Below are 21,958 nucleotides of genomic sequence, written 5' to 3'. Positions count from 1 at the left end.
GGGGGATTCCGTACGCTTGGGCGGACGCTCGTACAACGAAGCGTCCGCCCTCATCCTGAGCTGTCATACTGCCCTCGCACTGTGGCAGGCGCCGCCCGGCGCCAAGGCCGGGGCGGATGGTGCGACGGCAGACCGGCGCTCAGCACGCCGGTCGCAGATCTGGAAGACCTCGTGGCGAGATGGATGGGGAGTCATGACTGAGAAGACGCCGAGCCCGGGCGGGGCCGGTACCGCGGCGAACGACAGCTCTGCGGGTGACCCGGCCGCCTCGCGCCCCGGCGGCCCGCTTCCGGGGGACGGTGAGTCGATCGTCGTCCCGCCGTCGATCCTGAAGCAGCAGGCCGGCTGGGCGCAGCCCGGCGAGCAGCCGCGTGCCACGGGCGGGACCAAGACCGACGACACCCCGCAGATCTTCGCCTCCACCGTGCGCCGGGGCGACACCTCGGAGGCCGGGTACGACGAGAACCCGCCAGGGGTGGGCCGGCTGGGCGTGATCCTCGGCACGGTGCTGGCCGTACTGCTGGCCGGCAGCGCCGTGACGCTGTACCTGGTGAACAAGGACGGCTCCACGTCGGACACCGCCGCGAAGCCGGATGCGGCCAAGTCCGCGCCGCCCACCCCGACCGCCGACCCGGTGCCGCCGATCAAGGACAGCGCCAAGGTGCTGCCGACGGTCGCCGGCGACTTCGGCAAGAAGGCCGAGATCCAGGTGCCGGGCGAGGCGTCCGACGGCACCTTCGTGGTCAAGGTGCTGTCCGAGGGCACCGGCCCCAAGGTGGACAAGAACTCCTGGACCTCGGTGGACTACACCGCCAAGGACTGGAACACCGGCAAGGACATCCCGAGCTCGTACGACAACAACGGCAAGCCGCAGATCTTCCAGGCCGGCACGGACGCGCTGATCCCGGCGCTGGACCAGGCCGTGGTCGGGAAGAAGGCCGGCAGCCGGATCCTCGTGGTGGCCCCGCCGGCCGCCGCGTTCGGCTCCCAGGGCAAGGCCGACATGTCGATCGGGGCCAAGGACGACCTGATCTTCGTGATCGACATCCGCAACTCCAGCGCGCCCGACGCGGTGGTGAGCGGCACCGTCACGCCGCCGCCGGCGGACTTCCCGCAGGTCAAGGACAACGGCAAGAAGCCGGCCGAGATCACCCCGGTGGCCGGCGCGAAGGACCCGACCGAGCTGAAGACGCACGTCCTGATCCAGGGCACCGGGCCGAAGGTGGAGAAGGGCGAGAAGGTCGTCGTCCAGTACACCGGCGCGCTGTTCAAGGACGGCAAGGTGTTCGACTCCTCGCTCAGCAAGGGCCAGGCGTTCTCCTTCCCGGTCGGCGGCGGTCAGGTCATCCAGGGCTGGGACCAGGGCCTGGTGGGCCAGACCGTCGGCAGCCGGGTGGAGCTGGTGATCCCGGCCGCGCTGGCCTACGGCGACAAGGGCCAGGGCGACATCCCGCCGGGCGCGCCGCTGGTGTTCGTGGTGGACATCCTGGACGCCGGTCAGGGCTGATCCACTTTCGGGTGACAATGGTGTGCGTGTGACCTTCGGGTCCGGCCGCGTGGCCGGACCCGTACGGGCGGCGGGCGCCCGTACCGTGGTCCGGGAACGGACCGGGGTGCGGGCGTCCGCCGCTTGGTCGTGACCGCAAGCGAATACGAGAAGCACGAGAAGAGGGACTGTGAGCCTCAACGAGAAGCCTGAGATCGACTTCCCGGGCGGTGACGCTCCGGCGGAGCTGCAGATCCGCGACATCGTCGTCGGTGACGGGGCCGAGGCCAAGCCGGGTCAGAACGTCAAGGTCCGCTACGTCGGCGTGACCTTCGAGACCGGCGAGGAGTTCGACGCCAGCTGGAACCGGACCCCGAACGAGTTCGCGTTCCCGCTGGGCGCGGGCCGGGTCATCAAGGGCTGGGACCAGGGCGTCGCCGGCATGAAGGTCGGCGGCCGCCGCGAGCTGGTCATCCCGCCGCACCTGGGCTACGGCAACCAGTCGCCGACCCCGCTCATCCCGGCGGGCTCGACCCTGATCTTCGTGGTCGACCTGCTGGGCGTCTGAGCCTGCTGTCGTGGGCCGAACCCCGTCGGGGGTTCGGCCCACGGTCGTGTCCTGAGGAGCAGGTGCCGGACGCCGCTTTTGCAGTGCGTACCGCTACCGGTACGGTCGGTCCCGCCGGGTGACGACTACCCGGCGGCGCACCCCGCGCACGGCGCGGCACACCGGAAGGGTCAGCGATGGCGATCGCCAAGGCAGAGCGGCTGATGAATCTCGCCCTGTGCCTGATGAACACCAGGCGTCCGCTCTCCAAGAAGGAGCTGCGGGAATCCATCGAGGCGTATCGCGAAGCCTGGCAGAACAGCAGCGAGGACGCCTTCAACCGGATGTTCGAGCGGGACAAGGACGACCTGCGGGAACTCGGCCTGGTGATCGACGTGGACGAGAACGCCCTGGACGGCGAACTCGGCTACCTGGCCCGCGCCGACCGCAACCGGCTGCCCGAGATCGCGCTGGACGCCGAGGAGGCGGCCGCGCTGACCCTGGCCGCCCGGGTCTGGCAGCAGGCCAAGATGTCCGGCGCGGCCAGCGGCGCGCTGCAGAAGCTGCGCGCGGCCGGGGTGCCGTTCGCCGAGCCCGAGGGCCGGACCGCCCTGGAGCCGCGCATCCCCGCCCGGGAGGCCGCGTTCGAGCCGCTGCTCACCGCCGCCCGGGACCGCCGAGCGGTCGGCTTCGAGTACCGCAAGGCCGGCGCCGCCGCCGTCGAACTGCGCAGCGTCGAGCCGTGGGCACTGGAGTGCTGGCGCGGGCACTGGTACCTGGCGGGGTGGGACCGCGACCGCGGCGACGCCCGGGTGTTCCGGCTCAGCCGGATCATCGGCAAGGTCCGGGCCAAGTCCGGCGCGTTCCTCGGCACCGTGCCCGAGCACGTGGACGTCCGCGCCACCGTCGCGAAGTTCGCCGGTGAGGGCGCCACCGCCACCGCCTCCGTCCGGGTCCGCCGGGGGGCGGGCTTCCCGCTGCGCACCAAGGCGCTGAGCAGCTCGCGGGTGGACGAGGACTGGGACGAACTGGAGATCCCGTACGGCAACGGGCTGGGCGCCGACCTCGCGGAGTTCGGGCCGGACGTGCTGGTGCTCGGCCCCGAGGAGCTGCGGGCCGACGTGATCGACCGGCTGCGGGCCGTCGCCGGGCTGAGTGAAGGAGTGCGGGCGTGAGCAACGCGATCGACCAGACCAGGCGGATGCTGTCGCTGGTCACTTACCTGCGCGAGCGCCCCGGCGCCGAGGTGGCCGAGGTGGCCCGCGCCTTCGGGATCTCCGAGCGCGAGCTGATCGGGGACCTCAACGTGCTGCCGATGTGCGGCACCAGCTTCCGCGGCGGCGACCTGCTCGACATCGACACCGACGGCGAGCGGATCTGGTGGCACAACGTCGACGACGTGGCCCAGCCGCTGCGCCTGGCCGCCGACGAGGCCACCGCGCTGCTGGTCGCCGCCCGTGCGGTGGCCGGCCTGCCCGGCCTGCGGGCGGGCGACCGCGAGGCGCTCACCCGGGCCGTCGTCAAGATCGAGAACGCGGCCGGAGAGAGCGCCGCCGGCAGCGCCCGGGTCGGCGTGACCTTCGAGGCGGAGGGCCACGTGTTCGCGGACATCGACCGCGCGCTCAGCGAGGGGCGCCGGCTGTGGCTGCGCTACTACTCGCACGGGCGCGGCGGGATGACCGAGCGCGAGGTCGACCCGATCCGGCTGCTCACCGAGGGCCACACCTACCTCGAGGCCTGGTGCCGCACCTCCGAGGACCACCGGATGTTCCGGCTGGACCGGGTCGCCGAGATCCGGGTGCTGGACGTCCCGGCCGACCCGCCCCGGCGCGAGCCGCGCGACCTGAGCGGCGGGCTGGTCAACCCGTCCGCGGACGACCCCGAGGTGGTCGTCGAGGTCTCCTCCGGTGGGCGCTGGGTGGCCGAGTACTACACCCACGACCGGGCCGAGGAACTGCCCGACGGCGGACTGCGGATCACCCTGCGCAGCGCCGACCCCTCCCAGCTGCGCCCGCTGGCGCTGCGGCTGGGCCGGGACGGCCGGATCGTCTCGCCGCCCGAGCTGGCCGGACAGGCCCGCGCGGCCGCCCTGGAGGCGCTGGCCGCCTACGGCGAGCCGACGGTCGGCGGGGAGCGGCAGGTCTGATCGGTGGAGCCCGGGACCAGATTCAAGGTGTACTGCTCCGAGTGCCGGGAGAAGGTCGAGCTCCCGGCCGAGGAGTTCCGGCTGACCCTCGGTCGTACCCCGGCCCAGGCGTACTACAGCTTCGGCTGTCCGCTCTGCGGGGCGGCGGTGCGCAAGCCGGCCGGGGAGAAGATCGTCGCGGCGCTCACCGGTGCCGGGGTCCGCACCATGCGGCTCGTCCCGGCCGAGGGGTAGCGCACCCGGCCGGAGCCGCAGGTGGGCCCGTATAGGGTGGGGCGCATGTCCTGGATGCTCGTCGCCGCCGTCCTGCTCGCCACCGCGGGCCTGCTGGTCCTCGGGGCGCTCGCGATCCGGCTCTGGCTGGACGTGCGGGCGCTGGCCAAGGGCGTGGACGCGGCCTCGCGGGCGCTGGCCGAGGCGGCGGGGGACCTGGCCTCGGCCGTGCCCGGCCGGTAGGGCCGGTCCGGTAGCACAGTGGGGCCGTCGGTGGGACGGGGCTGCTGCCGGGAGGCCCGGGCGGGTTACGCTCTCAGGTGGCTCCTGCACTGCTTCACGGCGAACGGGGGTCGCTGTCCTGTTAGGGAGGCCGTCGTCGTGGCGTCATCCGCAGCGGTTACCATCCGCGGCGGGCGGCCCGACGGGTCGCCATGAGTGAAGGTGGTCGCGCATGCGTATCTCGATGACCGCGATCGTGGTGGTCGTGGTTTTCGCCGTCCTGCTGTTCGGCGCGAAGCGGCTGCCCGATCTGGCGCGTTCGCTCGGGAAGTCGATGCGGATCCTGAAGAGCGAGGCCAGGGCGATGCGCTCGGACGGCGCCGAGGAGGGCGACGCCGCGACGCCGCCCCCGGCGGCGCAGGTCGACGGTGGTCCGGCGACGACCGCGGCCAGGACCATCCAGGCCGCTCCGGGCGCGTCGGGCACGGCCCGTCCGGTGGCCGAGCCCACCGCCGGGCCGTCCGCGCCCGACGGCGACCGCCCGCACTGAGCGCGGCGCACGTGACGAACGCGACCACGGAGGCCCGTCGACCGGCGGGCCTCGACGCACGAGTTGAGGACCGGGGTTGAGCAAGCTCTCCAAGGCGTCGAAGGCGTCCAAGGATCCTGAGGGGCGGATGGCCCTCGCCGACCACCTGCGGGAACTTCGCAACCGCGTGGTCAAGTCGGTCCTGGCGATCGTGGTGATCACGATCATCGCGGCGATCTACCACAAGAAGATCGAGGACTTCCTGCTCACGCCGCTGCCGCACTGCACGCCGGACACCGCCGACCAGTACCACGGCAAGTGCGCCCAGGTCTCCAACATCGGTCTGACCGCCGGTTTCACCTGGATGCTCAAGGTGTCGCTGACGGCCGGTGTGGTCGCGACCGTGCCGATCTGGCTCTACCAGGTCTGGGCCTTCGTGGCGCCCGGTCTGCACAAGCACGAGAAGAAGTACGCGGTCATCTTCATGGCCGCCGGGGCACCGCTCTTCCTGGCCGGTGTGGGCTGCGCCATCCTGGTCCTGCCGACCACCGTCGACGTGCTGATCTCGTTCACCCCGAACCACACCACGCCGATCCTGCCGCCCGAGGACTACCTCGACATCGCCACCCGGATGGTGCTGGTCTTCGGCCTGGCCTTCGAGTTCCCGCTGCTGCTCGTGATGCTGAACATGGTCGGCATGGTCACCGGCAAGCGGCTGCTCGGCTGGTGGCGCGGCATGGTCATGGGCATCACGGTCTTCGCGGCCTTCGCGACGCCGAGTGCCGATCCGGTGAGCATGCTCGTCCTGGCCGCGCCGATCTGGGCGCTCTACTTCATCGCGGTGGCCATCGCGTTGTTCAACGACAAGCGCAAGCTCCGCCGGAACCCCGATGCCGGGCTGAGCGACGAGGAGGCCTCGCAGCTGGACCTCTCGGTGCAGCCGGTGGCCGGTGCCGAGATGGTCGAGGCCTCGACCGCGCCGGCGGCCGGAGCCCCGGTGCCGGCCGCCCGCCACGAGCAGATCGACGACATCACCTGAGCCGGTAGCGCATCGTGAGGGCGTGTGCCACACGCCCGGGGCCCCGGCCCGCCGCCCGACGCGGCGGGCCGGGGCTTTTGCGCTGTTCCGGTCCGGTTCGGGATTCGGCCGGATGGTCTTGGCAGGGTGGATGGCATGTGACATATTACCGACGTGCTGAAGACCCAGAGACCTCCCCTGGACGTCGTCGTGGTCGGCGCCGGCGTGGTCGGCGCCGCCTGCGCCTACTACGCGGCCCGCGCCGGGCTCACCGTCGCCGTCGTCGACCGCGGGCCGGTGGCCGGCGGCACCACCGGCGCCGGTGAGGGCAACCTGCTGGTCTCCGACAAGGAGCCCGGGCCCGAGCTCGACCTCGCGCTGCTCAGCACCCGGCTCTGGCGCGAGCTCGCCGAGCGCTTCGGCGCGGCCATGGAGTACGAGCCCAAGGGCGGCGTGGTGGTCTCCGCCACCGCGGCCGGGCAGGACGCGCTGCGGGCCTTCGCCGCCGGGCAGGCCGCCGTCGGCGTCACCGCCGAGGAGGTCCCCGCCGAGCGGCTGCGCGACCTGGAGCCGCACCTCGCCCCCGGTCTGGCCGGCGGCTTCCACTACCCGCAGGACGCCCAGGTCCAGCCCGCCCTCGCCGCCGCCCACCTGCTGCGCGAGGCCCGCCGGATGGGCGCCGAGCTGATCACCGGCGAGACCGTCACCGCCGTGCTCCGGGGGCCGGACGGCGCCGTGCGCGGCGTGCGGACCGACCGCCGCCGGCTGGACGCCCCCGCCGTGGTCAACGCGGCCGGCACCTGGGGCGGCGAACTGGCCCGGCTGGCCGGGGCGCACCTGCCGGTGATGCCCCGCCGCGGCTTCGTCCTGGTCACCGAGCCGCTGCCGCGGATCGTCCGGCACAAGGTCTACGCCGCCGACTACGTGGCCGACGTCGCCAGCGGCTCGGCCGGGCTGCAGACCTCCGCCGTGGTCGAGGGCACCCCCGGCGGGCCGGTGCTGATCGGCGCCAGTCGCGAGCGGGTCGGCTTCGACCGGACCCTCTCCCAGGAGGCGCTGCGGCGGCTCGCCGCACAGGCCGCGGCGCTGTTCCCGGTGCTCGCGGACGTCACCGTGATGCGCACCTACCGGGGCTTTCGCCCGTACCTGCCGGACCACCTGCCGGCGATCGGCGAGGACCCCCGGGTGCCCGGGCTCCACCACGCCTGCGGGCACGAGGGCGCCGGCATCGGGCTGGCCCCGGCGACCGGCCTGCTGATCAGCGAGCAGCTGACCGGCAAGCGGCCGGAACTCGACCTCGCGCCGTTCCGCGCGGACCGCTTCCCGGCGGACACCGGTACGGACGCCTGAACCGGCTCCTCGACCTGCGTCCGACCCCCCGCACCCCCCTGTCGACCACCCCCGGAACGGAGAGGCCGCTGATGCGCCGCACCCCCGCCGAGCTGGTCGGGGCCGAGCCCGGCCCCGCCCACCACATCGAGTTCGACGGCCGACCCGTCCCGGCCCTGCCCGGACAGTCGATCGCCGCCGCGCTCTGGGCCGACGGCGTGCTCGCCTGGCGCACCACCCGGGTCGGCGGCCGGCCGCGCGGCGTGTTCTGCGGCATCGGCGCCTGCTTCGACTGCCTGGCCACCGTCGACGGCCGCCCCAACCAGCGCACCTGCCTGCTCCCCGCCGAGCCCGGCACCACCGTGACCACCCAGGAGGGCAACGGCCGTGCCGACCTCGCCGTCTGAGCCCGTGGAAGCGCCGCAGTCCGCCCGGTACGACCTCGCGGTGGTCGGTGCCGGCCCGGCCGGGCTCGCCGCCGCCGTCACCGCCGCCGACCTCGGGCTGCGCTGCGTCCTGCTGGACGGCGGCCGCGACACCGGCGGGCAGTACTACCGCCACCCCGCGCCCGGCCTCGGCGCGGCCCGCCCGGACCGGCTCCACCACGGCTGGTCCGTCTACACCGGACTGGCCGACCGGCTCGCCGCGCACGAGCGGGCCGAGCGGGTCCGCTTCCGCGGCGGGCACCAGGTGTGGGCGCTGGAGCGGACCGCCGACGGCTTCGCCGTGCACGTGACGCGCGGGCCGGAGGCCGCCGACCGGACCACCGTCCCGGCCCGCTCCGTGCTGCTCGCCACCGGCGCGTACGAGCGGCAGCTGCCGTTCCCCGGCTGGACCCTGCCCGGGGTGGTCACCGCGGGCGGCGCACAGGCCATGCTCAAGGCCGGGCTGGTGCTGCCCGGGCGGCGGATCGTGGTGGCCGGCAGCGGGCCGCTGCTGCTCGCGGCGGCGTCCTCGCTGGTCACCGCCGGGGCCGAGGTGCCCGCGGTGGTCGAGGCCACCGACTACCTCGGCTACGCCCGGCGCCCGGGCGTACTGGCGGCCGTCCCCGCCAAGCTCGTCGAGGGCGCCGGGCACGGGGGCGTGCTGCTGCGGCACGGCGTCCGGCTGCGTCCGCGCAGCGCCGTCGTCGAGGCGCACGGGACCGAGCGGGTCACCGCCGTCACGGTGGCCCGGCTGGACGCCGAGTGGCGGCCGGTGCCCGGCACGGAGCGCCGGATCGACTGTGACGCCGTCGCCGTGGGCCACGGACTGCTGCCGCAGATCGACCTGGCGACCGAACTCGGCGCGGCCACCCGGACCGCACCGGACGGCGCGGTCGGACTCCGGGTCGACGCCCGGCTGCGCACCACCGTGCCCGGCCTGTGGTCGGCGGGGGAGACCAACGGCGTCGGCGGCGCGGATCTCGCGATCGTCGAGGGCGAACTGGCCGCGCACGCCGTGGCCGACCGGGTGCCGAAGCCCGCGCTGCTGCGCCGCCGGACCCGGCTGCGGAAGTTCGCCGAGCTGATGGCCGCGGCCCACCGGCCCGGCCCCGGCTGGACGGGCTGGCTGCGGCCGGACACCGACGTCTGCCGGTGCGAGGAGGTGCCGGTCGCGAGGATCCGGGAGGCCGTGGACGAGCTGGGCGCGGGCGATCCGCGCACCGTCAAGCTGCTCACCCGGGCCGGGATGGGCTGGTGTCAGGGCCGGATGTGCGGTCCGGCCGTGGCCTGCCTGGCCGGTCCGGGTGAGCCTGGGCCGGACCGGCGGCCGCTGGCCTGCCCGGTGCCGCTCTCGCAGCTGGCGGCCGGGCCGTCCGGCGAGGGCTAGGGCCTGTCCGGCCCTAGGGCCGGTTTTCGAACCTGTGGGCCGGGGACTCTTGTCTCCGGCCCCTCCCCTCTAATAAAATGTCACACCTCACCAAGGAGCTCATCGTGTCCAACACCCCGCGCGACACCACCCGGCCCTGGCGCGGCATCATGGTCGCCACCACGATCCCGCTGCGCCCGGACCTCTCCGTCGACTACGACGCGTACGCCGAGCACGTCCGCTGGCTGATCGAGTCCGGCTGCGACGGCGTCGTCCCCAACGGCTCGCTGGGCGAGTACCAGACGCTCACCGCCGAGGAGCGCGCCCGCGTCGTCGAGGTGGCCGTCGAGGCGGCCGGTGACGGCTCCCGGGTCATGCCCGGCGTGGCCGCCTACGGCAGTGCCGAGTCCCGCCGCTGGGCCGAGAACGCCGCCGAGGCCGGTGCCGGGTCCGTGCTGCTGCTGCCGCCGAACGCCTACCGGGCCGACCACGCGTCCGTCCGCGCGCACTACGCCGAGGTCGCCAAGGCCGGCCTGCCGGTCGTCGCGTACAACAACCCGATCGACACCAAGGTCGACCTCGTCCCCGCGCTGCTCGCGCAGCTGCACGGCGAGGGCTCGATCGTCGCGGTCAAGGAGTTCAGCGGCGACGTCCGCCGGGCCTACGAGATCGCCGAGCTGGCCCCCGGGCTGGACCTGCTGATCGGCGCCGACGACGTGCTGCTGGAGCTGGCGCTGGCCGGCGCGGTCGGCTGGATCGCCGGCTACCCGAACGCGCTGCCGGAGGCCAGCGTGGCGCTGTACCGGGCGGCCGTGGCGCACGAGTTGGACACCGCGCTGCCGCTGTACAAGTCGCTGCACTCGCTGCTGCGCTGGGACTCCAAGACCGAGTTCGTGCAGGCCATCAAGCTGTCCATGGACATCGCCGGGCGCCCCGGCGGCCCGGTCCGCGCGCCGCGCCAGCCGCTGACCCCGGAGATCGAGGCGGCCGTCCGCGCGGCCACCGAGAAGGCGCTGGCCGAAGGCCTCGCGTAACTGCGGGACATCGTCACCAGGCCGGCTGCGGGGGCAGCCGGCCCGGCCCACCCATCCGATCCCGTACGGTCGTCCTGTCCGTACGGCCACCCGACGGGAGTCGTAAGCCATGCGCAGCCGTCACGTGTTCCACGCCGTCGACTCGCACACCGAGGGCATGCCGACCCGGGTCGTCACCGGCGGCTTCGGCGTCATCCCCGGGGCCACCATGGCCGAGCGCCGGGTGCACTTCCAGCAGCACCTGGACCACTTCCGCACCCTGCTGATGTACGAGCCGCGCGGCCACGCCGCGATGAGCGGCGCCATCCTGCAGCCGCCGACCCGGCCGGACGCCGACTTCGGCGTGCTCTACATCGAGGTCTCCGGCCTGCTGCCGATGTGCGGGCACGGCACCATCGGCGTCGCCACCGTGCTGGTCGAGACCGGCATGGTGCCCGTGGTCGAGCCGGTCACCACGGTCCGGCTGGACACGCCCGCCGGGCTGGTGATCGCCGAGGTGCGGGTCGAGAACGGCGCCGCGACGGCGGTGACCATCCGCAACGTGCCCTCCTACTCGGTCGCGCTGGACAGCAAGATCGAGGTGCCCGGGTACGGCTCCGTCGGCTACGACCTGGCGTACGGCGGCAACTTCTACGCCGTCCTGCCGCTCGCCGAGTTCGGGCTGCCGTTCGAGCGCGAGCGCAAGCAGGACATCCTGGACGCCGGACTGGCCCTGATGAAGGCCATCAACGCGAGCCCCGACCGCCCGGTGCACCCGGAGGACGCGTCCATCCACGGCTGCCACCACGTCCAGCTGCTCGCGCCCGGTTCGACCGCCGAGCACTCCCGGCACGCCATGGCCATCCACCCCGGCTGGTTCGACCGCTCGCCCTGCGGCACCGGCACCTCGGCGCGGATGGCGCAGCTGCACGCGCGCGGCGAACTGCCGCTGGGGCGGGACTTCCGCAACGACTCCTTCATCGGGACGACCTTCATCGGGCGCCTGGTCGAGGAGACCGAGGTGGCCGGGCGGCCCGCCGTGGTGCCCACCGTCACCGGGCGGGCCTGGATCACCGGCACCGCCCAGTACTTCCTGGACCCGAGCGACCCGTTCCCGGCCGGATTCCTGTTGTGAGCGGTGCCTGCTCCGACGCCTGCTGAACCACCTCTGAAGGGCTGCTAGTTGTGACCATCACCTCGTACAACCCCGCCGACCCCGCGGACCTCGTCGTCGCCGTCGAGGAGCCCGGAGCGGAGGCCGTCCGGGCCGCCGTCGGGCGGGCCCGGGCCGCGCAGCCCGGCTGGCTCGCGGCCGGTGCGGGCGCCCGCTCGGCGGCGCTCGGCCGGATCGCCGAGGCGGTCGAGGCGCACGCGGAGGAACTGGCCGGGCTGATCGTGCGCGAGGTCGGCAAGCCGCTCGCCGAGGCGCGCGGCGAGGTCGCCCGCACCGCGGCGATCTGGCGGTACTACGCACAGGCGCCGTTCGCGCCGTCCGGGGCGGTGCACGAGACCGCGGCCGGGCCCGGGCTGCTGCTCACCCGGCGCCGTCCGTACGGGGTGGCCGGGCTGATCGCACCGTGGAACTTCCCGCTGGCGATCCCGACCTGGAAGGCCGCGCCGGCGCTGGCGGTCGGCAACACCGCGGTGCTCAAGCCGGCGCCCGAGGCGACCGCCTGCGCGCTGCGGCTGGCCGAACTGGCCGCGGGGGCCGGGCTGCCCGAGGACGTGTTCACCGTGCTGCCGGGCGGCGCGGAGGAGGGCGTGGCGCTGGTCGACGCGGTGGACGTGGTCTCCTTCACCGGCTCGACCGGCGTCGGCCGGGCCGTGGTCCGGGCCGCCACCGAGCGCGGCGTGCCGGTGCAGGCCGAACTCGGCGGGCTGAACGCCGCGTTGGTGCTGCCGGACGCCGACCTCGCGCAGGCCGCCGCCCACATCGCCTCCGCCATCGCCGGGTACGCCGGGCAGAAGTGCACCGCCACCAGCCGGGTGATCGCGGTCGGCGCCGCGTACGAGCCGCTGCGCGACGCCCTGGTCAAGGCGCTGGAGCTGGTCGACGACGCGGCCTGCGGGCCGGTCATCAACGCCGCCGCCCGGGACCGGCTCACCGACGCCGTCGCCACCGCCACCGCCGCCGGGGCCACCCTGCTCACCGGCGGCCGGGCGCCCGAGCGGGACGGCTGGTACGTCGAACCGGCCCTGCTCACCGACGTGCCGGCCGAACACCCGCTGGCGCGTGAGGAGTTCTTCGGCCCGATCGCGCTGCTGCACGCCGCCGCCGACCTGGACGAGGCGATCGCGCTCGCCAACGACACCCCGCACAGCCTCTCCACCTCGGTGCACACCCGCAGCCTGGACGTGGCGCTGGCCGCCGCCGACCGGCTGGACGCGGGCATGATCCGGGTCAACGCGCCGTCCAGCGGCGTCGACTTCCACCTGCCGTTCGGCGGCGCCAAGGGAGCCGCCCACGGCGAGCGCGAGCAGGGCCAGGCGGCGCTGGACTTCTACACCGTCAGCCGCACGGTCAGCGTCCTGCCGGGCGGTGGTGCGTGATGTTCGTCCGCACCGTCGACTACCACGCGGCCGGTGAGCCGTTCCGGATCGTGCTGGACGGCGTGCCGGCGATCCCCGGCGACACCGTCGCCGAGCGGCGGGCCATCGCGCTCGGCGCCGGCGGCAGCGCGACCGCGCCCCGGCCGAGCGCGCTGGACGACGTCCGGCGGCTGCTCAGCCGCGAGCCGCGCGGCCACGCCGGGATGTACGGCGGGTTCCTGGTGCCGCCGGACGACGACGAGGCGCACCTCGGGGTGCTGTTCTGGCACAAGGACGGCTACTCGACGGCCTGTGGGCACGGCACCATCGCGCTCGGCGCCTGGGCGGTGGACTCCGGACTGGTCGCGGCCCCCGCCGACGGCGTGGCGCGGGTGCGGATCGACGTGCCGTCCGGCCGGGTCACCGCGCTGGTGCACCGGGCCGGCGGGCGGACCACCGGCGTGACCTTCCGCAACGTGCCCACCCGGGTCAGCGCGCTCAAGCTGGCGCTGGCCACCTCGCGGGGCACCGTGGAGGTCGCGGTGGCGCACGCGGGCGCCTGCTACGCCTCGGTGCCGGCGGCCGCCCTCGGCCTCGCGGTGGAGCCCGGGCAGCTGCCCGAACTCACCGCCGCCGGGCGGGAGATCAGGGAACTGCTGGCCGGCTCGGCGGCGGTGGCGCACCCGGCCGACCCGCTGCTGTCGGGCGTCTACGGGGTCATCCTCTACGACGAACTCCCGGCCGAGGACGGGGGGGTGAACCAGCGGAACGTCACCGTCTTCGCGGACGGGCAGATCGACCGTTCGCCCTGCGGCTCCGGCACCTCGGCCCGGCTCGCCGTGCTCGCCGCCGAGGGGCGGCTGGCGCCGGGGGAGGAGCTGCGGCACGAGTCCGTCATCGGGACGGTCCTCACCGGCCGCGTCCTGCCCGGCGGCGACCCGCTGGGGGGCGGCGTCGTCACCGAGGTCACCGGCAGCGCGCACCGCACCGGCGAGCACGGGTTCGTCCTGGAACCGGACGACGACCTGGGTGCGGGGTTCCTGCTGTGAGCGGCCCCGTCCCGATTCCCCCCGTCCCGGTTTCCCCCGCGCAGCCCGGTGCGGCGGCTGAGCCGCTCCAGTACGCCGTGCCGGGCGTTGGTGATGTCACGGCCGCCGGGGCCGTGGCGGCGATCGAGCGGGTGCTGCTCGACGGGTTCGACCCGGAGCCGGCCCCGGCCCGCTCGGCCGTCCCGGTCCCGGCCGGCGAGCTGCTGATGATGCCGGCCGCCGCCGGGCCGTACGCCGGCGTCAAGATCGCCGGGGTCGCGCCCGCCAACCCCGAGCGGGGGCTGCCCCGGATCACCGGCAGCTACCTGCTGCTCGACGGGCCCACCCTGCAGCCGCTCGCCCTGCTCGACGGCGCCGCGCTCACCACGCTGCGCACACCCGCCGTCACCGCCGTCGCACTGCGCCGGCTGGCCGTGCCGGACGCCGCGCACCTGGTGCTGTTCGGCTCCGGGCCGCAGGCGTACGGGCACCTGGACGCGCTGCTGGCCGTCCGGCCGCTGACCCGGCTCACCGTGGTGGCGCGCAACGCCGAACGGGCCGGGGCACTGGCCGCGTACGGGCGGGGGTTCGGGCTGGTGGCCGAGGTCGGCGGGCCCGGGGCGGTGGCCGGGGCGGACCTGGTGGTCTGCTGCACCACCGCGCGCACGCCGCTGTTCGACGGCGCGCTGGTGCCCGCGCACGCCGCTGTCGCGGCGGTCGGCTCGCACGAGCCGGACGCGCGGGAGGTGGACGAGGTGCTGGTCGAGCGGGCCGAACTGTACGTGGAGGCGCGGGCGGTGGCGGCCCGGGAGGCGGGCGACCTGCTGATGGCCGGGGTCGCGGGGGGCGGGGACGGTTCGCGGCGGGTGTGGAACCTGGCCGAGCTGGTGGCCGGGGAGGTGCCGGTGCCGGGGGACCGCCCGCGGTTCTTCAAGAGCGTCGGCATGGCCTGGGAGGACCTGGCGGTCGCGGCGGCGGTGTACCGGAGCGCCGGGCGTGCGGAGGCAGGTGGGGCCGCCGGGAGCGCCTGACGCTCAGTCGCCGAGGAGGCGGCGCCGACTGCCCGGGGTGGCGGCGAGTGCCGGGCCGTGGTCGCCGGAGAGGTGCAGCAGCGTCGGGCCGGGCCGGCGGCCGGTGTTCGAAGGGCCGTCGTACAACGCGATGTCGATTCCCAAGTCCATTACTCCGGGCGCTTGTCGGGAGTCGTGAAGCAGGGGTCGGCGCGGTGGGAAGGGATCCCCCGCCGCGTCGGCTCCGTTCGTCTGCTCGGGGGAGCGTCGTGTGAGAATGCGTGGCAGCTCGTGCGCCGCCGGCCGTTGTCACGGTCGGCGGCCGCTGTCACGATGGGCGTCGGCCGGATCGGAGCCGGCGAGGGCTCGGCGAACTGACAGTAGCTGACAGGTCGCTCGAATCGCGGAATGTTGCACACTCAACGTAACGTGACATTGTACACTGGTGTTCTGCACCCACCCGGAGGAACACCATGGCCGACCTCAAACCCCGCACCCTGATCTCCGTACAGGAGCGGCTTCGCGACCAGGTCGCCCACGCGCTCCGGGCGGCCCTGATCTCCGGCGAACTGCGCCCCGGCGTCGTCTACTCCGCACCCGCGCTCGCCGCCGACTTCGGCGTCTCCGCCACCCCCGTCCGCGAGGCCATGCTCGACCTCGCCCGCGAAGGCCTCGTCGAGGCCGTCCGCAACAAGGGCTTCCGGGTCACCGAGCTCACCGAGCGCGACCTCGACGACTACACCGAGATCCGCGCGCTGATCGAGGTCCCCACCGTCGGCCGGGTCACCCGCACCGCCACCAAGGAGCAGCTGGAGCGGCTGCGCCCGCAGGCGGAGGCCATCGTCGCCGCAGCCCGCAAGCACGACCTCATCGGCTACCTGGAGGCGGACCGGCAGTTCCACCTGGACCTGCTGGGGCTGGCCGGGAACGCCCGCCTCGTCGACGTCGTCAGCGACCTGCGCAAGCGCTCGCGGCTGTACGGCCTCAACCGGCTCGACGAGCGCGGTGAGCTGACCTCCTCGGCGGAGGAGCACCTGGAGCTGCTGGACCTGATGCTCACGGGCGACGCGGAGGCGGCGGAGGCCTGCATGACGCGCCACCTCAGCCACGTCCGCTCGCTGTGGGCGGGCCAGGAGGAGGCGGCCGAGGCGGAGCGCCCGGCGCTGCGGTTGCGGGCGCGGTAGGGGTTAAACCACTCGGTCGGGTGAAGGCCGCGGATCGGGCGCGCCGGAAGGCGCCTGCACGCCGTCCACCACCCGGGGCAGCCGTTCACACGGCCGGAGTCGATCGGGGCGTCGGTGACGCTCACGGTGGACGACGTGCTGACGGCGCGGAAGAAGCTCAGACCGCCGCCGCGGGCACCGTCAGGCGGCCGTCGTGGACCTCGGCGACCTGGTCGACGGCGGTCAGGTGGGTGCGGTCGTGGGTGACCAGGACGGTGGCGGTGGCGCGGCGGTGGGTGAGCTCGGTGATCAGGTCGAGGACGGCCGCGCCGCGCTCGTGGTCGAGGGCGCTGGTGGGTTCGTCGATCAGCAGGACGGTGGGGTCGTTCATCAGCGCGCGGGCGATGTTGACGCGCTGGCGCTGACCGCCGGAGAGCTGGTGCGGGCGGCGGCCGGCCTGGTCGCGCAGACCGACCGCGGCCAGCAGGTCCAGGGCCCGGGGGAGGGCGGCGCGCGGGGAGCGGCCGTCCAGGTGGGCCATCACCTGGAGCTGTTCGGCGGCGGTCAGCGAGGGCAGCAGGTTGGCCTGCTGGAAGACGATGCCGATCCGGGTGCGGCGCAGCGCGGTCAGCTCGGCGCGGCCGAGGCCCGTGGTGTCGGTGCCGTCCACCACGACCCGGCCGGAGTCCGGGGTGATCAGGGTGGCGGCGACCGCCAGCAGGCTGGACTTTCCGGAGCCGGACGGGCCGACCACGGCCGTGATCGAGCCCTTGGGGACGGTCAGCGAGACGTCGTCCAGGGCGGTGAGCCGGTCGTCGCCGTCCGGGTAGGTGAGGGTGATGCGGTCGAGGTGAAGGCTCATCGGGCGCTCCCCAGGGCGGTCAGCGGGTCGACGGAGGTGATCCGGCGGATGGACAGGGCCGCGCCGACGGCGCCGAGCGCGATCATCACCACGGCCGGGAACAGGACGGTCGGGGCGTCCAGCACGAAGGGCACGGCGGAGCCGACCAGTGCCCCCACGCCCGCCGCGAGGGCGGTGCCGAGGGCGGTGCCGAGCACCAGCAGCAGGACGGCCTGGCCGAGGGCGTCGCGCAGCAGGTAGCGGGTGGAGGCGCCGAGGGCCTTCAGCACCGCGATGTCGCCGCTGCGCTGGATCGTCCAGACGGTGAAGAACGCGCCGATGACCAGCGCGGAGATGGCGAACAGGAAGCCGCGCATCAGTTGCAGCGAGCCGTTCTCGGAGGTGTAGGAGCCGATCGCGGCGAGGGCGTCGTCGCGGGTGCGGGTCACGGTGCCGTGGCGGGCGTCGGCGCCGCCCAGGTCGGCGCCCTCGGCGGTGGTGAGCGCGATGACGGTCGCGTGGCCGGCGCCGCCGGGGGCGGCCTGCTGCCAGTCGGTGAGGCTGGTCCAGATCACCGGGGTGTGGCTGTACGCGGCGTCGCCGTCGACGGCCGCGACCTGGAGGTGGTGGCCGGCCAGGGTGACGTCGGCGCCGGGGGCGAGCCCGCCCAGGTTCTCGGCGGCGGTCTTCGACAGGACGGCCTGGCCGGGGGCGATCCGGGCGCCCTGCGGGGCCAGCCCGGAGCCGTCCGGGACGCCGAAGGCGGACAGCGCGGCGGTGCGGGCGCCGGCGGCGGCCTTGGTGGTGGTGATGCCCAGCGGCTGGGCGGAGGTGACGCCCGGCTCGCGCGCCCAGGCCTGCCACTGCTCGGGGGTGACCTGGGAGTCGGTGAAGGAGAGCTTCTGCCCGTCGGCCGGTTTGCCGAACACCAGGTGGTCGGCGGGCAGGCCGGTGATCGCGGAGATGTTCTGCCGGCCGAGCCCGGCGGTCAGGCCGGACAGCAGGCCGACCAGTACGGTGATCAGCACGATGACGGTCCCCATCAGGGCGAACCGCCCCTTGGCGAACCCCAGATCCCTCCAGGCGACGAACACGGTGGGCCTTTCTTGTGGACAGCTGCTTTCCGACGCTTCCACCGTCCCGGAGGAGGGGCCCCGCGGGCATCGCACCGGGGATTGCATCCTCGGCATCAAAGGGCAGAAGCGGAGTTCAACCTTTTGATTGATGCCGGGGCCCGGCGCGGAACCTAGGCTGGACGGATGGCGACCGAACGATCCCGCACCACCCCCGTCGCCCGCGTCCTCCAGGTCTGCCTGCACCTGCTCGTGGCGGGCCTGCTCGCACTCGCCGTCGCCCGCGCCGTGGTCGGCCGCGGCGCCGAGCCGGCGTCCGTCGTCGCCGCGGCCACCGCGATGGCCGCCGTCTACGCCGTCGGGCCCCGACTGGCCGCCGTCCGCCGCTCGCGCCGGGCCGCCGCGCTCTGGCTGGCGCTGCTCGGCGTGACCTGGGTGGGCGTGCTGGTCGCCACCCAGGACGGGGTGTGGCTGGCGTTCCCGCTGTACTTCCTGGAACTGCACCTGCTCGGGCGGCGCGGCGGCCTCACCGCGGTCGGGCTGACCGCCGCTACCGCGATCGCCGCCTGGTCCTGGCACCAGCACACCTTCAGCCTGCCCGCCGCGATCGGGCCCGCGCTCGGCGCGGCCGTCGCCACCGCCACCGTGCTCGGCTACCAGGCGCTGTACCGGGAGAGCGAGGAACGGCGCCGGCTGATCGACGAGCTGACCGCCGCCCGTGCCGACGCCGCCGCCGCGCACCACATGACCGGGGTGCTCGCCGAGCGGGAGCGCCTCGCGCGGGAGATCCACGACACCCTCGCGCAGAGCCTCACCTCCATCCAGCTGCTGCTGCGGGCCGCCCAGCGGGAACTGCCGGAACGCACCGAGGCCGCCGCCGGGTACGTCGAACAGGCCCGGCAGGCCGCCCAGGACAACCTGGACGAGGCCCGGCGGTTCGTCCGCGCGCTCACCCCGCCCGCGTTGGACGGCGACCCACTGCCGGTCGCGCTGGAACGGCTCTGCGCGACCACCACGGCGCACAGCGCCCTGCCCGTCCACCTGCACGTCTCCGGGGAGCCGGTACGGCTGCCGGTACCGCAGGAGGTCGCGTTGCTGCGGATCGCGCAGTCCGCGCTCGGCAACACCGTCCGGCACGCGCAGGCCTCGCACGCCGAGGTGACACTCAGCTACATGGAGGGCGAGGTGGCGTTGGACGTGTTCGACGACGGGGCCGGATTCGATCCGGCGGCGGTCGCGGGTCGCACCGGTGCGGACGGCGGGTTCGGGCTGCCGTCGATGCGGGCCCGGGCGCGGGCGCTGGGCGGCACCTTCACGGTGGAGTCGGCGCCCGGCGAGGGGACGGCGCTCGCGGTGCAGTTGCCCGCCGTGGGGCTGCCGCTTGGCGGGGAGGACGTGCCCGGCGCGGAGGATCTGCCCGGTACGGACGATCTGCCCGGTACGGAGGATCTGCCGGGTGGGGAGGAGCGCGGATGAGCGGCGCGGTGATCCGGCTGCTGCTGGCGGACGACCACCCGGTGGTGCGGGCCGGGCTGCGGGCGGTGCTGGAGGGCGAACCGGACTTCGCCATCGTCGCCGAGGCCGCGACCGCCGAGCGGGCCGTCGAGCTGGCGGCGGCGGGCGGGGTCGACGTGGTGCTGATGGACCTCCAGTTCGGGCCCGGTTCGGCCATGAACGGCGCCCAGGCGACCGCCGAGATCACCGCCCGGGCGGGCGCGCCCCGGGTCCTCGTCGTCACCACCTACGACACCGACGCCGACACCCTGCCCGCGCTGGAGGCCGGCGCCACCGGCTACCTGCTCAAGGACGCCCCGCCGGAGCACCTGGCCCAGGCCGTCCGGGCGGCCGCGGCGGGACGCTCGGCGCTGGCGCCGAGCGTCGCCGACCGGCTGCTGGAACGGATGCGGACGCCCGCGGCTGCGCTCAGCGCGCGGGAGACCGAGGTGCTCGGGCTGGTCGCGGACGGGCTGACCAACCAGCAGATCAGCCAGCGACTGCACCTGAGCCAGGCCACGGTGAAGTCCCATCTGGTGCACATCTACACCAAGTTGGGGGTGGACTCGCGTACCGCGGCGGTGCGGGCGGCGCGCGGGCGGGGGCTGATCCGCTAGGGCGGGTCCGGGCATAGGGTGGGATGGTCCGTGCCCGCAGGAAGTGGAGGAACTCCCGATGGCCGTGCGTCTCGACGAACTCGCCGTACCGGTGGTCGGCGCGCCGATGGCGGGTGGGGCGTCCACCCCGGAACTGGTGGCCGCGGTGAACCGGGCCGGCGGGCTGGGGTTCCTCGCCGCCGGGTACCGGAGTGCCGCCACGATGGCCGAACAGATCGCACTGGTCCGGGAGTTGACCGATCGGCCGTACGGCGTGAACCTGTTCGTCCCGGCTCCGCCCGGCGATCCGGCGGCCGTCGCCGCGTACCGGGAGCGGCTGCGGCCCGAGGCCGAGCGGTGGGGTGTGGCGCTGCCCGAGGAGATCGGGCCGGACCGGGACGACTGGGAGGCCAAGCTCGCCGTACTGCTGGCGGATCCGGTGCCGGTGGTGTCGTACACCTTCGGTCTGCCCGCGCCGGAGGAGGCGGCGGCGGTCCGGGCGGCCGGGACGTTCCAGGTCGGCACCGTCACCACGCCCGCCGAGGCGCGGGCGGCGGAGGCGGTCGGGATGGACGCGCTGTGCGTGCAGGGCCCGGAGGCCGGCGGGCACCGCGCCACCCACCGCGTCGAGGACGAGCCCGGGGCCGTCCCGCTGCTGGAACTGCTGCCCGCCGTACGGGCGGTGACGACGGTGCCGTTGATCGCGGCCGGCGGGCTCGGCGACGGCCCGGCGGTGGCGGCGGCGCTGCGCGCCGGGGCGGTCGCGGTGCAGCTGGGCACGGCCCTGCTGCGCGCCGACGAGTCCGGCGCCTCGGCGGTGCACCGGGCGGCGCTCACCGACCTCCCGGAGACGGTCGTCACCCGGGCCTTCACCGGTCGCCCGGCCCGCGGCCTGCGCAACGCCTTCATCGACCGCCACGGTCCGTACGCGCCGCCCGCCTACCCCGAGGTGCACCACCTCACCCAGCCGCTGCGCGCCGCCGCCACCCGTCGTGCCGACGTCCAGGCCATGCACCTCTGGGCCGGCACCGCCCGCCACCTCGCCCGCACCGGCCCGGCGGCCGACCTGGTCACCCGGCTCTGGCGGTCCGCCCAGGGGTAGCGCGCCCCGCGCGGCCTGCGGTGGACCGGATCCACCGCAGCCGGTTGCACAACCTCAAGGAACTGAGGCCCGGGTCCTCGGGCGGCAGCGAGGTGCGCATGCTCTTCGTCTTCGACCAGGAGCGGGAGGCGATCATCCTCGTGGCGGGTGACAAGTCGGGTCATTGGTCGGGGTACGACAAGTCGATTCCTCTGGCGGAGAAGCGGTATACGGACTACGTCGAGGAGCGGCGGAAGGGAGCGCGCGCATGAAGGGTCGGAGCTGGACGGAGGTTCGGGCCGAGGCACTCCGCCTCAACCCCGAGCTGGCGACGCCGGAGGCGGAGGCCGATCGGGCGCGCATCCGGCAGGAGACGCTGGCGAGGATCCGCGGATACGAGCTCGCCGAGTTGCGGCGGAAGGCCGAGCTGACGCAGAAGGACGTGGCCGCTCTGATGGGGGTGAGCCAGGCGAGGGTGTCGCAGATCGAGCACGGGCAGGTGGACAGCCTGGAAAATCTGCGGGCGTACGCGGCGGCGATCGGCGGAGAGGTCGAGGTGGCGGTGCGGCAGGGGGAGCGGACGGTCAAGGTGGCGTGATCGCCCGACCCCGGGGCCTCGGCTGAGCAGGGTCGGGTGTGGGCCCCGGGTGAACTCCTGTGGGAGGCGGGGGAGGTGCGGCCCGGACACAGCTCGGTAACGGGTGGCGTCACCTCTTGTGCAGTGCAATTTCACATTACTATGTTACGGGTCACACCGCGGAGTGGCCGGGCCTTGACGGTCGCCCTCCCGGTCGGGCCCCGGATCCCTGCCGGGGTGGACCACGGGCTTCACGGCAGGCCCCCCACAGC

The 21,958-nt window shown here is 74.6% G+C and carries 25 protein-coding genes; 22 read left to right on the top strand and 3 right to left on the bottom strand.

Annotated elements, in window-relative coordinates; translation table 11 throughout:
* Positions 1-193: 193 nt before the first annotated feature.
* From P3T27_RS24060 to P3T27_RS23985, 16 genes are all read left to right on the top strand, one after another.
* Entirely contained in the window at positions 194-1,507 is a 1,314-nt protein-coding gene (locus P3T27_RS24060) for an FKBP-type peptidyl-prolyl cis-trans isomerase (RefSeq protein WP_280681796.1), read from the top strand.
* 169 nt (positions 1,508-1,676) lie between these two features.
* The gene (locus P3T27_RS24055) at positions 1,677-2,054 is read left to right on the top strand and encodes an FKBP-type peptidyl-prolyl cis-trans isomerase (protein WP_280681794.1); all 378 of its coding nucleotides are present in this window, start codon (positions 1,677-1,679) and stop codon (positions 2,052-2,054) included.
* Between the two features lie 176 nt (positions 2,055-2,230).
* Positions 2,231-3,208, top strand: coding sequence for a WYL domain-containing protein (locus tag P3T27_RS24050; protein ID WP_280681792.1), 978 nt, complete (start codon positions 2,231-2,233; stop codon positions 3,206-3,208).
* Between the two features lie 26 nt (positions 3,209-3,234).
* Positions 3,235-4,179: a WYL domain-containing protein gene (locus P3T27_RS24045; protein ID WP_280681883.1), complete on the top strand. Its 945-nt coding sequence runs from the start codon at positions 3,235-3,237 to the stop codon at positions 4,177-4,179.
* Between the two features lie 3 nt (positions 4,180-4,182).
* Positions 4,183-4,413 (top strand): hypothetical protein, encoded by a 231-nt coding sequence (locus tag P3T27_RS24040; RefSeq protein ID WP_280681791.1) that lies wholly within the window; start codon positions 4,183-4,185, stop codon positions 4,411-4,413.
* A 45-nt stretch (positions 4,414-4,458) separates the two neighbouring features.
* Positions 4,459-4,635 (top strand): hypothetical protein, encoded by a 177-nt coding sequence (locus tag P3T27_RS24035; RefSeq protein ID WP_280681790.1) that lies wholly within the window; start codon positions 4,459-4,461, stop codon positions 4,633-4,635.
* A gap of 211 nt (positions 4,636-4,846) precedes the next feature.
* Entirely contained in the window at positions 4,847-5,164 is a 318-nt protein-coding gene (gene tatA, locus P3T27_RS24030; RefSeq protein WP_280681789.1) for a Sec-independent protein translocase subunit TatA, read from the top strand.
* Positions 5,165-5,240: 76 nt separating this feature from the next.
* Positions 5,241-6,182, top strand: coding sequence for a twin-arginine translocase subunit TatC (tatC, locus tag P3T27_RS24025; RefSeq protein WP_280681787.1), 942 nt, complete (start codon positions 5,241-5,243; stop codon positions 6,180-6,182).
* Positions 6,183-6,335: 153 nt separating this feature from the next.
* On the top strand, positions 6,336-7,511 hold the full coding sequence (locus tag P3T27_RS24020; RefSeq protein WP_280681785.1) for an FAD-dependent oxidoreductase: 1,176 nt from the start codon (positions 6,336-6,338) through the stop codon (positions 7,509-7,511).
* A gap of 71 nt (positions 7,512-7,582) precedes the next feature.
* Complete coding sequence (locus P3T27_RS24015; RefSeq protein ID WP_280681783.1) at positions 7,583-7,897, top strand: (2Fe-2S)-binding protein; 315 nt, start codon at positions 7,583-7,585, stop codon at positions 7,895-7,897.
* Between the two features lie 4 nt (positions 7,898-7,901).
* On the top strand, positions 7,902-9,302 hold the full coding sequence (locus tag P3T27_RS24010; RefSeq protein WP_280681781.1) for an NAD(P)/FAD-dependent oxidoreductase: 1,401 nt from the start codon (positions 7,902-7,904) through the stop codon (positions 9,300-9,302).
* A 104-nt stretch (positions 9,303-9,406) separates the two neighbouring features.
* Positions 9,407-10,315 (top strand): dihydrodipicolinate synthase family protein, encoded by a 909-nt coding sequence (locus P3T27_RS24005; RefSeq protein WP_280681779.1) that lies wholly within the window; start codon positions 9,407-9,409, stop codon positions 10,313-10,315.
* Between the two features lie 109 nt (positions 10,316-10,424).
* Positions 10,425-11,429, top strand: a complete 1,005-nt coding sequence (locus tag P3T27_RS24000; protein WP_280681777.1) for a proline racemase family protein — start codon at positions 10,425-10,427, stop codon at positions 11,427-11,429.
* A gap of 50 nt (positions 11,430-11,479) precedes the next feature.
* Positions 11,480-12,844, top strand: coding sequence for an aldehyde dehydrogenase family protein (locus tag P3T27_RS23995; protein ID WP_280681776.1), 1,365 nt, complete (start codon positions 11,480-11,482; stop codon positions 12,842-12,844).
* Positions 12,844-13,872 (top strand): proline racemase family protein, encoded by a 1,029-nt coding sequence (locus tag P3T27_RS23990; RefSeq protein WP_280681775.1) that lies wholly within the window; start codon positions 12,844-12,846, stop codon positions 13,870-13,872. The genes P3T27_RS23995 and P3T27_RS23990 overlap by 1 nt, the downstream gene beginning before the upstream one ends.
* A 113-nt stretch (positions 13,873-13,985) precedes the next feature.
* On the top strand, positions 13,986-14,882 hold the full coding sequence (locus P3T27_RS23985; protein ID WP_280681882.1) for an ornithine cyclodeaminase family protein: 897 nt from the start codon (positions 13,986-13,988) through the stop codon (positions 14,880-14,882).
* Between the two features lie 3 nt (positions 14,883-14,885).
* On the opposite strand, the gene P3T27_RS23980 is transcribed toward P3T27_RS23985, so the two are convergent.
* The gene (locus P3T27_RS23980; protein ID WP_280681774.1) at positions 14,886-15,032 is read right to left on the bottom strand and encodes a hypothetical protein; all 147 of its coding nucleotides are present in this window, start codon (positions 15,030-15,032) and stop codon (positions 14,886-14,888) included.
* A gap of 302 nt (positions 15,033-15,334) precedes the next feature.
* Between P3T27_RS23980 and P3T27_RS23975 the strand changes: the two genes are divergently transcribed.
* Entirely contained in the window at positions 15,335-16,045 is a 711-nt protein-coding gene (locus tag P3T27_RS23975) for a GntR family transcriptional regulator (protein WP_280681773.1), read from the top strand.
* Positions 16,046-16,202: 157 nt separating this feature from the next.
* Here the strand turns inward: P3T27_RS23975 and P3T27_RS23970 are convergent, their stop codons facing one another.
* Together P3T27_RS23970 and P3T27_RS23965 are read right to left on the bottom strand one after the other, a co-directional pair.
* Positions 16,203-16,886, bottom strand: coding sequence for an ABC transporter ATP-binding protein (locus tag P3T27_RS23970; RefSeq protein ID WP_280681771.1), 684 nt, complete (start codon positions 16,884-16,886; stop codon positions 16,203-16,205).
* Entirely contained in the window at positions 16,883-17,959 is a 1,077-nt protein-coding gene (locus P3T27_RS23965; protein WP_280681769.1) for an ABC transporter permease, read from the bottom strand. Before P3T27_RS23965 ends, P3T27_RS23970 begins: the two co-directional genes overlap by 4 nt.
* Before the next feature lie 165 nt (positions 17,960-18,124).
* Between P3T27_RS23965 and P3T27_RS23960 the strand changes: the two genes are divergently transcribed.
* Genes P3T27_RS23960 through P3T27_RS23940 form a run of 5 tightly spaced genes read left to right on the top strand, consistent with a single transcriptional unit; the run spans position 18,125 to position 21,707 of the window.
* Entirely contained in the window at positions 18,125-19,414 is a 1,290-nt protein-coding gene (locus P3T27_RS23960; protein WP_280681767.1) for a sensor histidine kinase, read from the top strand.
* Positions 19,411-20,049 (top strand): response regulator transcription factor, encoded by a 639-nt coding sequence (locus P3T27_RS23955; protein WP_280681765.1) that lies wholly within the window; start codon positions 19,411-19,413, stop codon positions 20,047-20,049. The genes P3T27_RS23960 and P3T27_RS23955 overlap by 4 nt, the downstream gene beginning before the upstream one ends.
* Before the next feature lie 58 nt (positions 20,050-20,107).
* Entirely contained in the window at positions 20,108-21,130 is a 1,023-nt protein-coding gene (locus tag P3T27_RS23950) for a nitronate monooxygenase (protein WP_280681763.1), read from the top strand.
* 20 nt (positions 21,131-21,150) lie between these two features.
* Positions 21,151-21,381 carry a type II toxin-antitoxin system RelE/ParE family toxin gene (locus P3T27_RS23945; protein WP_280681761.1) on the top strand — a complete coding sequence of 77 codons (231 nt, stop codon included), beginning with the start codon at positions 21,151-21,153 and terminating at the stop codon, positions 21,379-21,381.
* Positions 21,378-21,707 (top strand): XRE family transcriptional regulator, encoded by a 330-nt coding sequence (locus P3T27_RS23940; RefSeq protein WP_280681759.1) that lies wholly within the window; start codon positions 21,378-21,380, stop codon positions 21,705-21,707. Before P3T27_RS23945 ends, P3T27_RS23940 begins: the two co-directional genes overlap by 4 nt.
* Positions 21,708-21,958: the final 251 nt, after the last annotated feature.

The organism is Kitasatospora sp. MAA19 (assembly GCF_029894125.1).
Lineage (GTDB): Bacteria > Actinomycetota > Actinomycetes > Streptomycetales > Streptomycetaceae > Kitasatospora.
Note: the sequence above shows the minus strand (reverse complement) of the source record. Positions and strands in the feature narration are given on the sequence as shown.

Bases quoted from the DNA above. Each gene is read 5' to 3' on its own strand.
- P3T27_RS24060 (WP_280681796.1), top strand. From the start codon at position 194: ATGACTGAGAAGACGCCGAGCCCGGGCGGGGCCGGTACCGCGGCGAAC.
- P3T27_RS24050 (WP_280681792.1), top strand. From the start codon at position 2,231: ATGGCGATCGCCAAGGCAGAGCGGCTGATGAATCTCGCCCTGTGCCTG.
- P3T27_RS24045 (WP_280681883.1), top strand. From the start codon at position 3,235: ATGCTGTCGCTGGTCACTTACCTGCGCGAGCGCCCCGGCGCCGAGGTG.
- P3T27_RS24035 (WP_280681790.1), top strand. From the start codon at position 4,459: ATGTCCTGGATGCTCGTCGCCGCCGTCCTGCTCGCCACCGCGGGCCTG.
- tatA (WP_280681789.1), top strand. From the start codon at position 4,847: ATGCGTATCTCGATGACCGCGATCGTGGTGGTCGTGGTTTTCGCCGTC.
- P3T27_RS24015 (WP_280681783.1), top strand. From the start codon at position 7,583: ATGCGCCGCACCCCCGCCGAGCTGGTCGGGGCCGAGCCCGGCCCCGCC.
- P3T27_RS24000 (WP_280681777.1), top strand. From the start codon at position 10,425: ATGCGCAGCCGTCACGTGTTCCACGCCGTCGACTCGCACACCGAGGGC.
- P3T27_RS23990 (WP_280681775.1), top strand. From the start codon at position 12,844: ATGTTCGTCCGCACCGTCGACTACCACGCGGCCGGTGAGCCGTTCCGG.
- P3T27_RS23980 (WP_280681774.1), bottom strand. From the start codon at position 15,032: ATGGACTTGGGAATCGACATCGCGTTGTACGACGGCCCTTCGAACACC.
- P3T27_RS23975 (WP_280681773.1), top strand. From the start codon at position 15,335: ATGGCCGACCTCAAACCCCGCACCCTGATCTCCGTACAGGAGCGGCTT.
- P3T27_RS23970 (WP_280681771.1), bottom strand. From the start codon at position 16,886: ATGAGCCTTCACCTCGACCGCATCACCCTCACCTACCCGGACGGCGAC.
- P3T27_RS23960 (WP_280681767.1), top strand. From the start codon at position 18,125: ATGGCGACCGAACGATCCCGCACCACCCCCGTCGCCCGCGTCCTCCAG.
- P3T27_RS23955 (WP_280681765.1), top strand. From the start codon at position 19,411: ATGAGCGGCGCGGTGATCCGGCTGCTGCTGGCGGACGACCACCCGGTG.
- P3T27_RS23950 (WP_280681763.1), top strand. From the start codon at position 20,108: ATGGCCGTGCGTCTCGACGAACTCGCCGTACCGGTGGTCGGCGCGCCG.
- P3T27_RS23940 (WP_280681759.1), top strand. From the start codon at position 21,378: ATGAAGGGTCGGAGCTGGACGGAGGTTCGGGCCGAGGCACTCCGCCTC.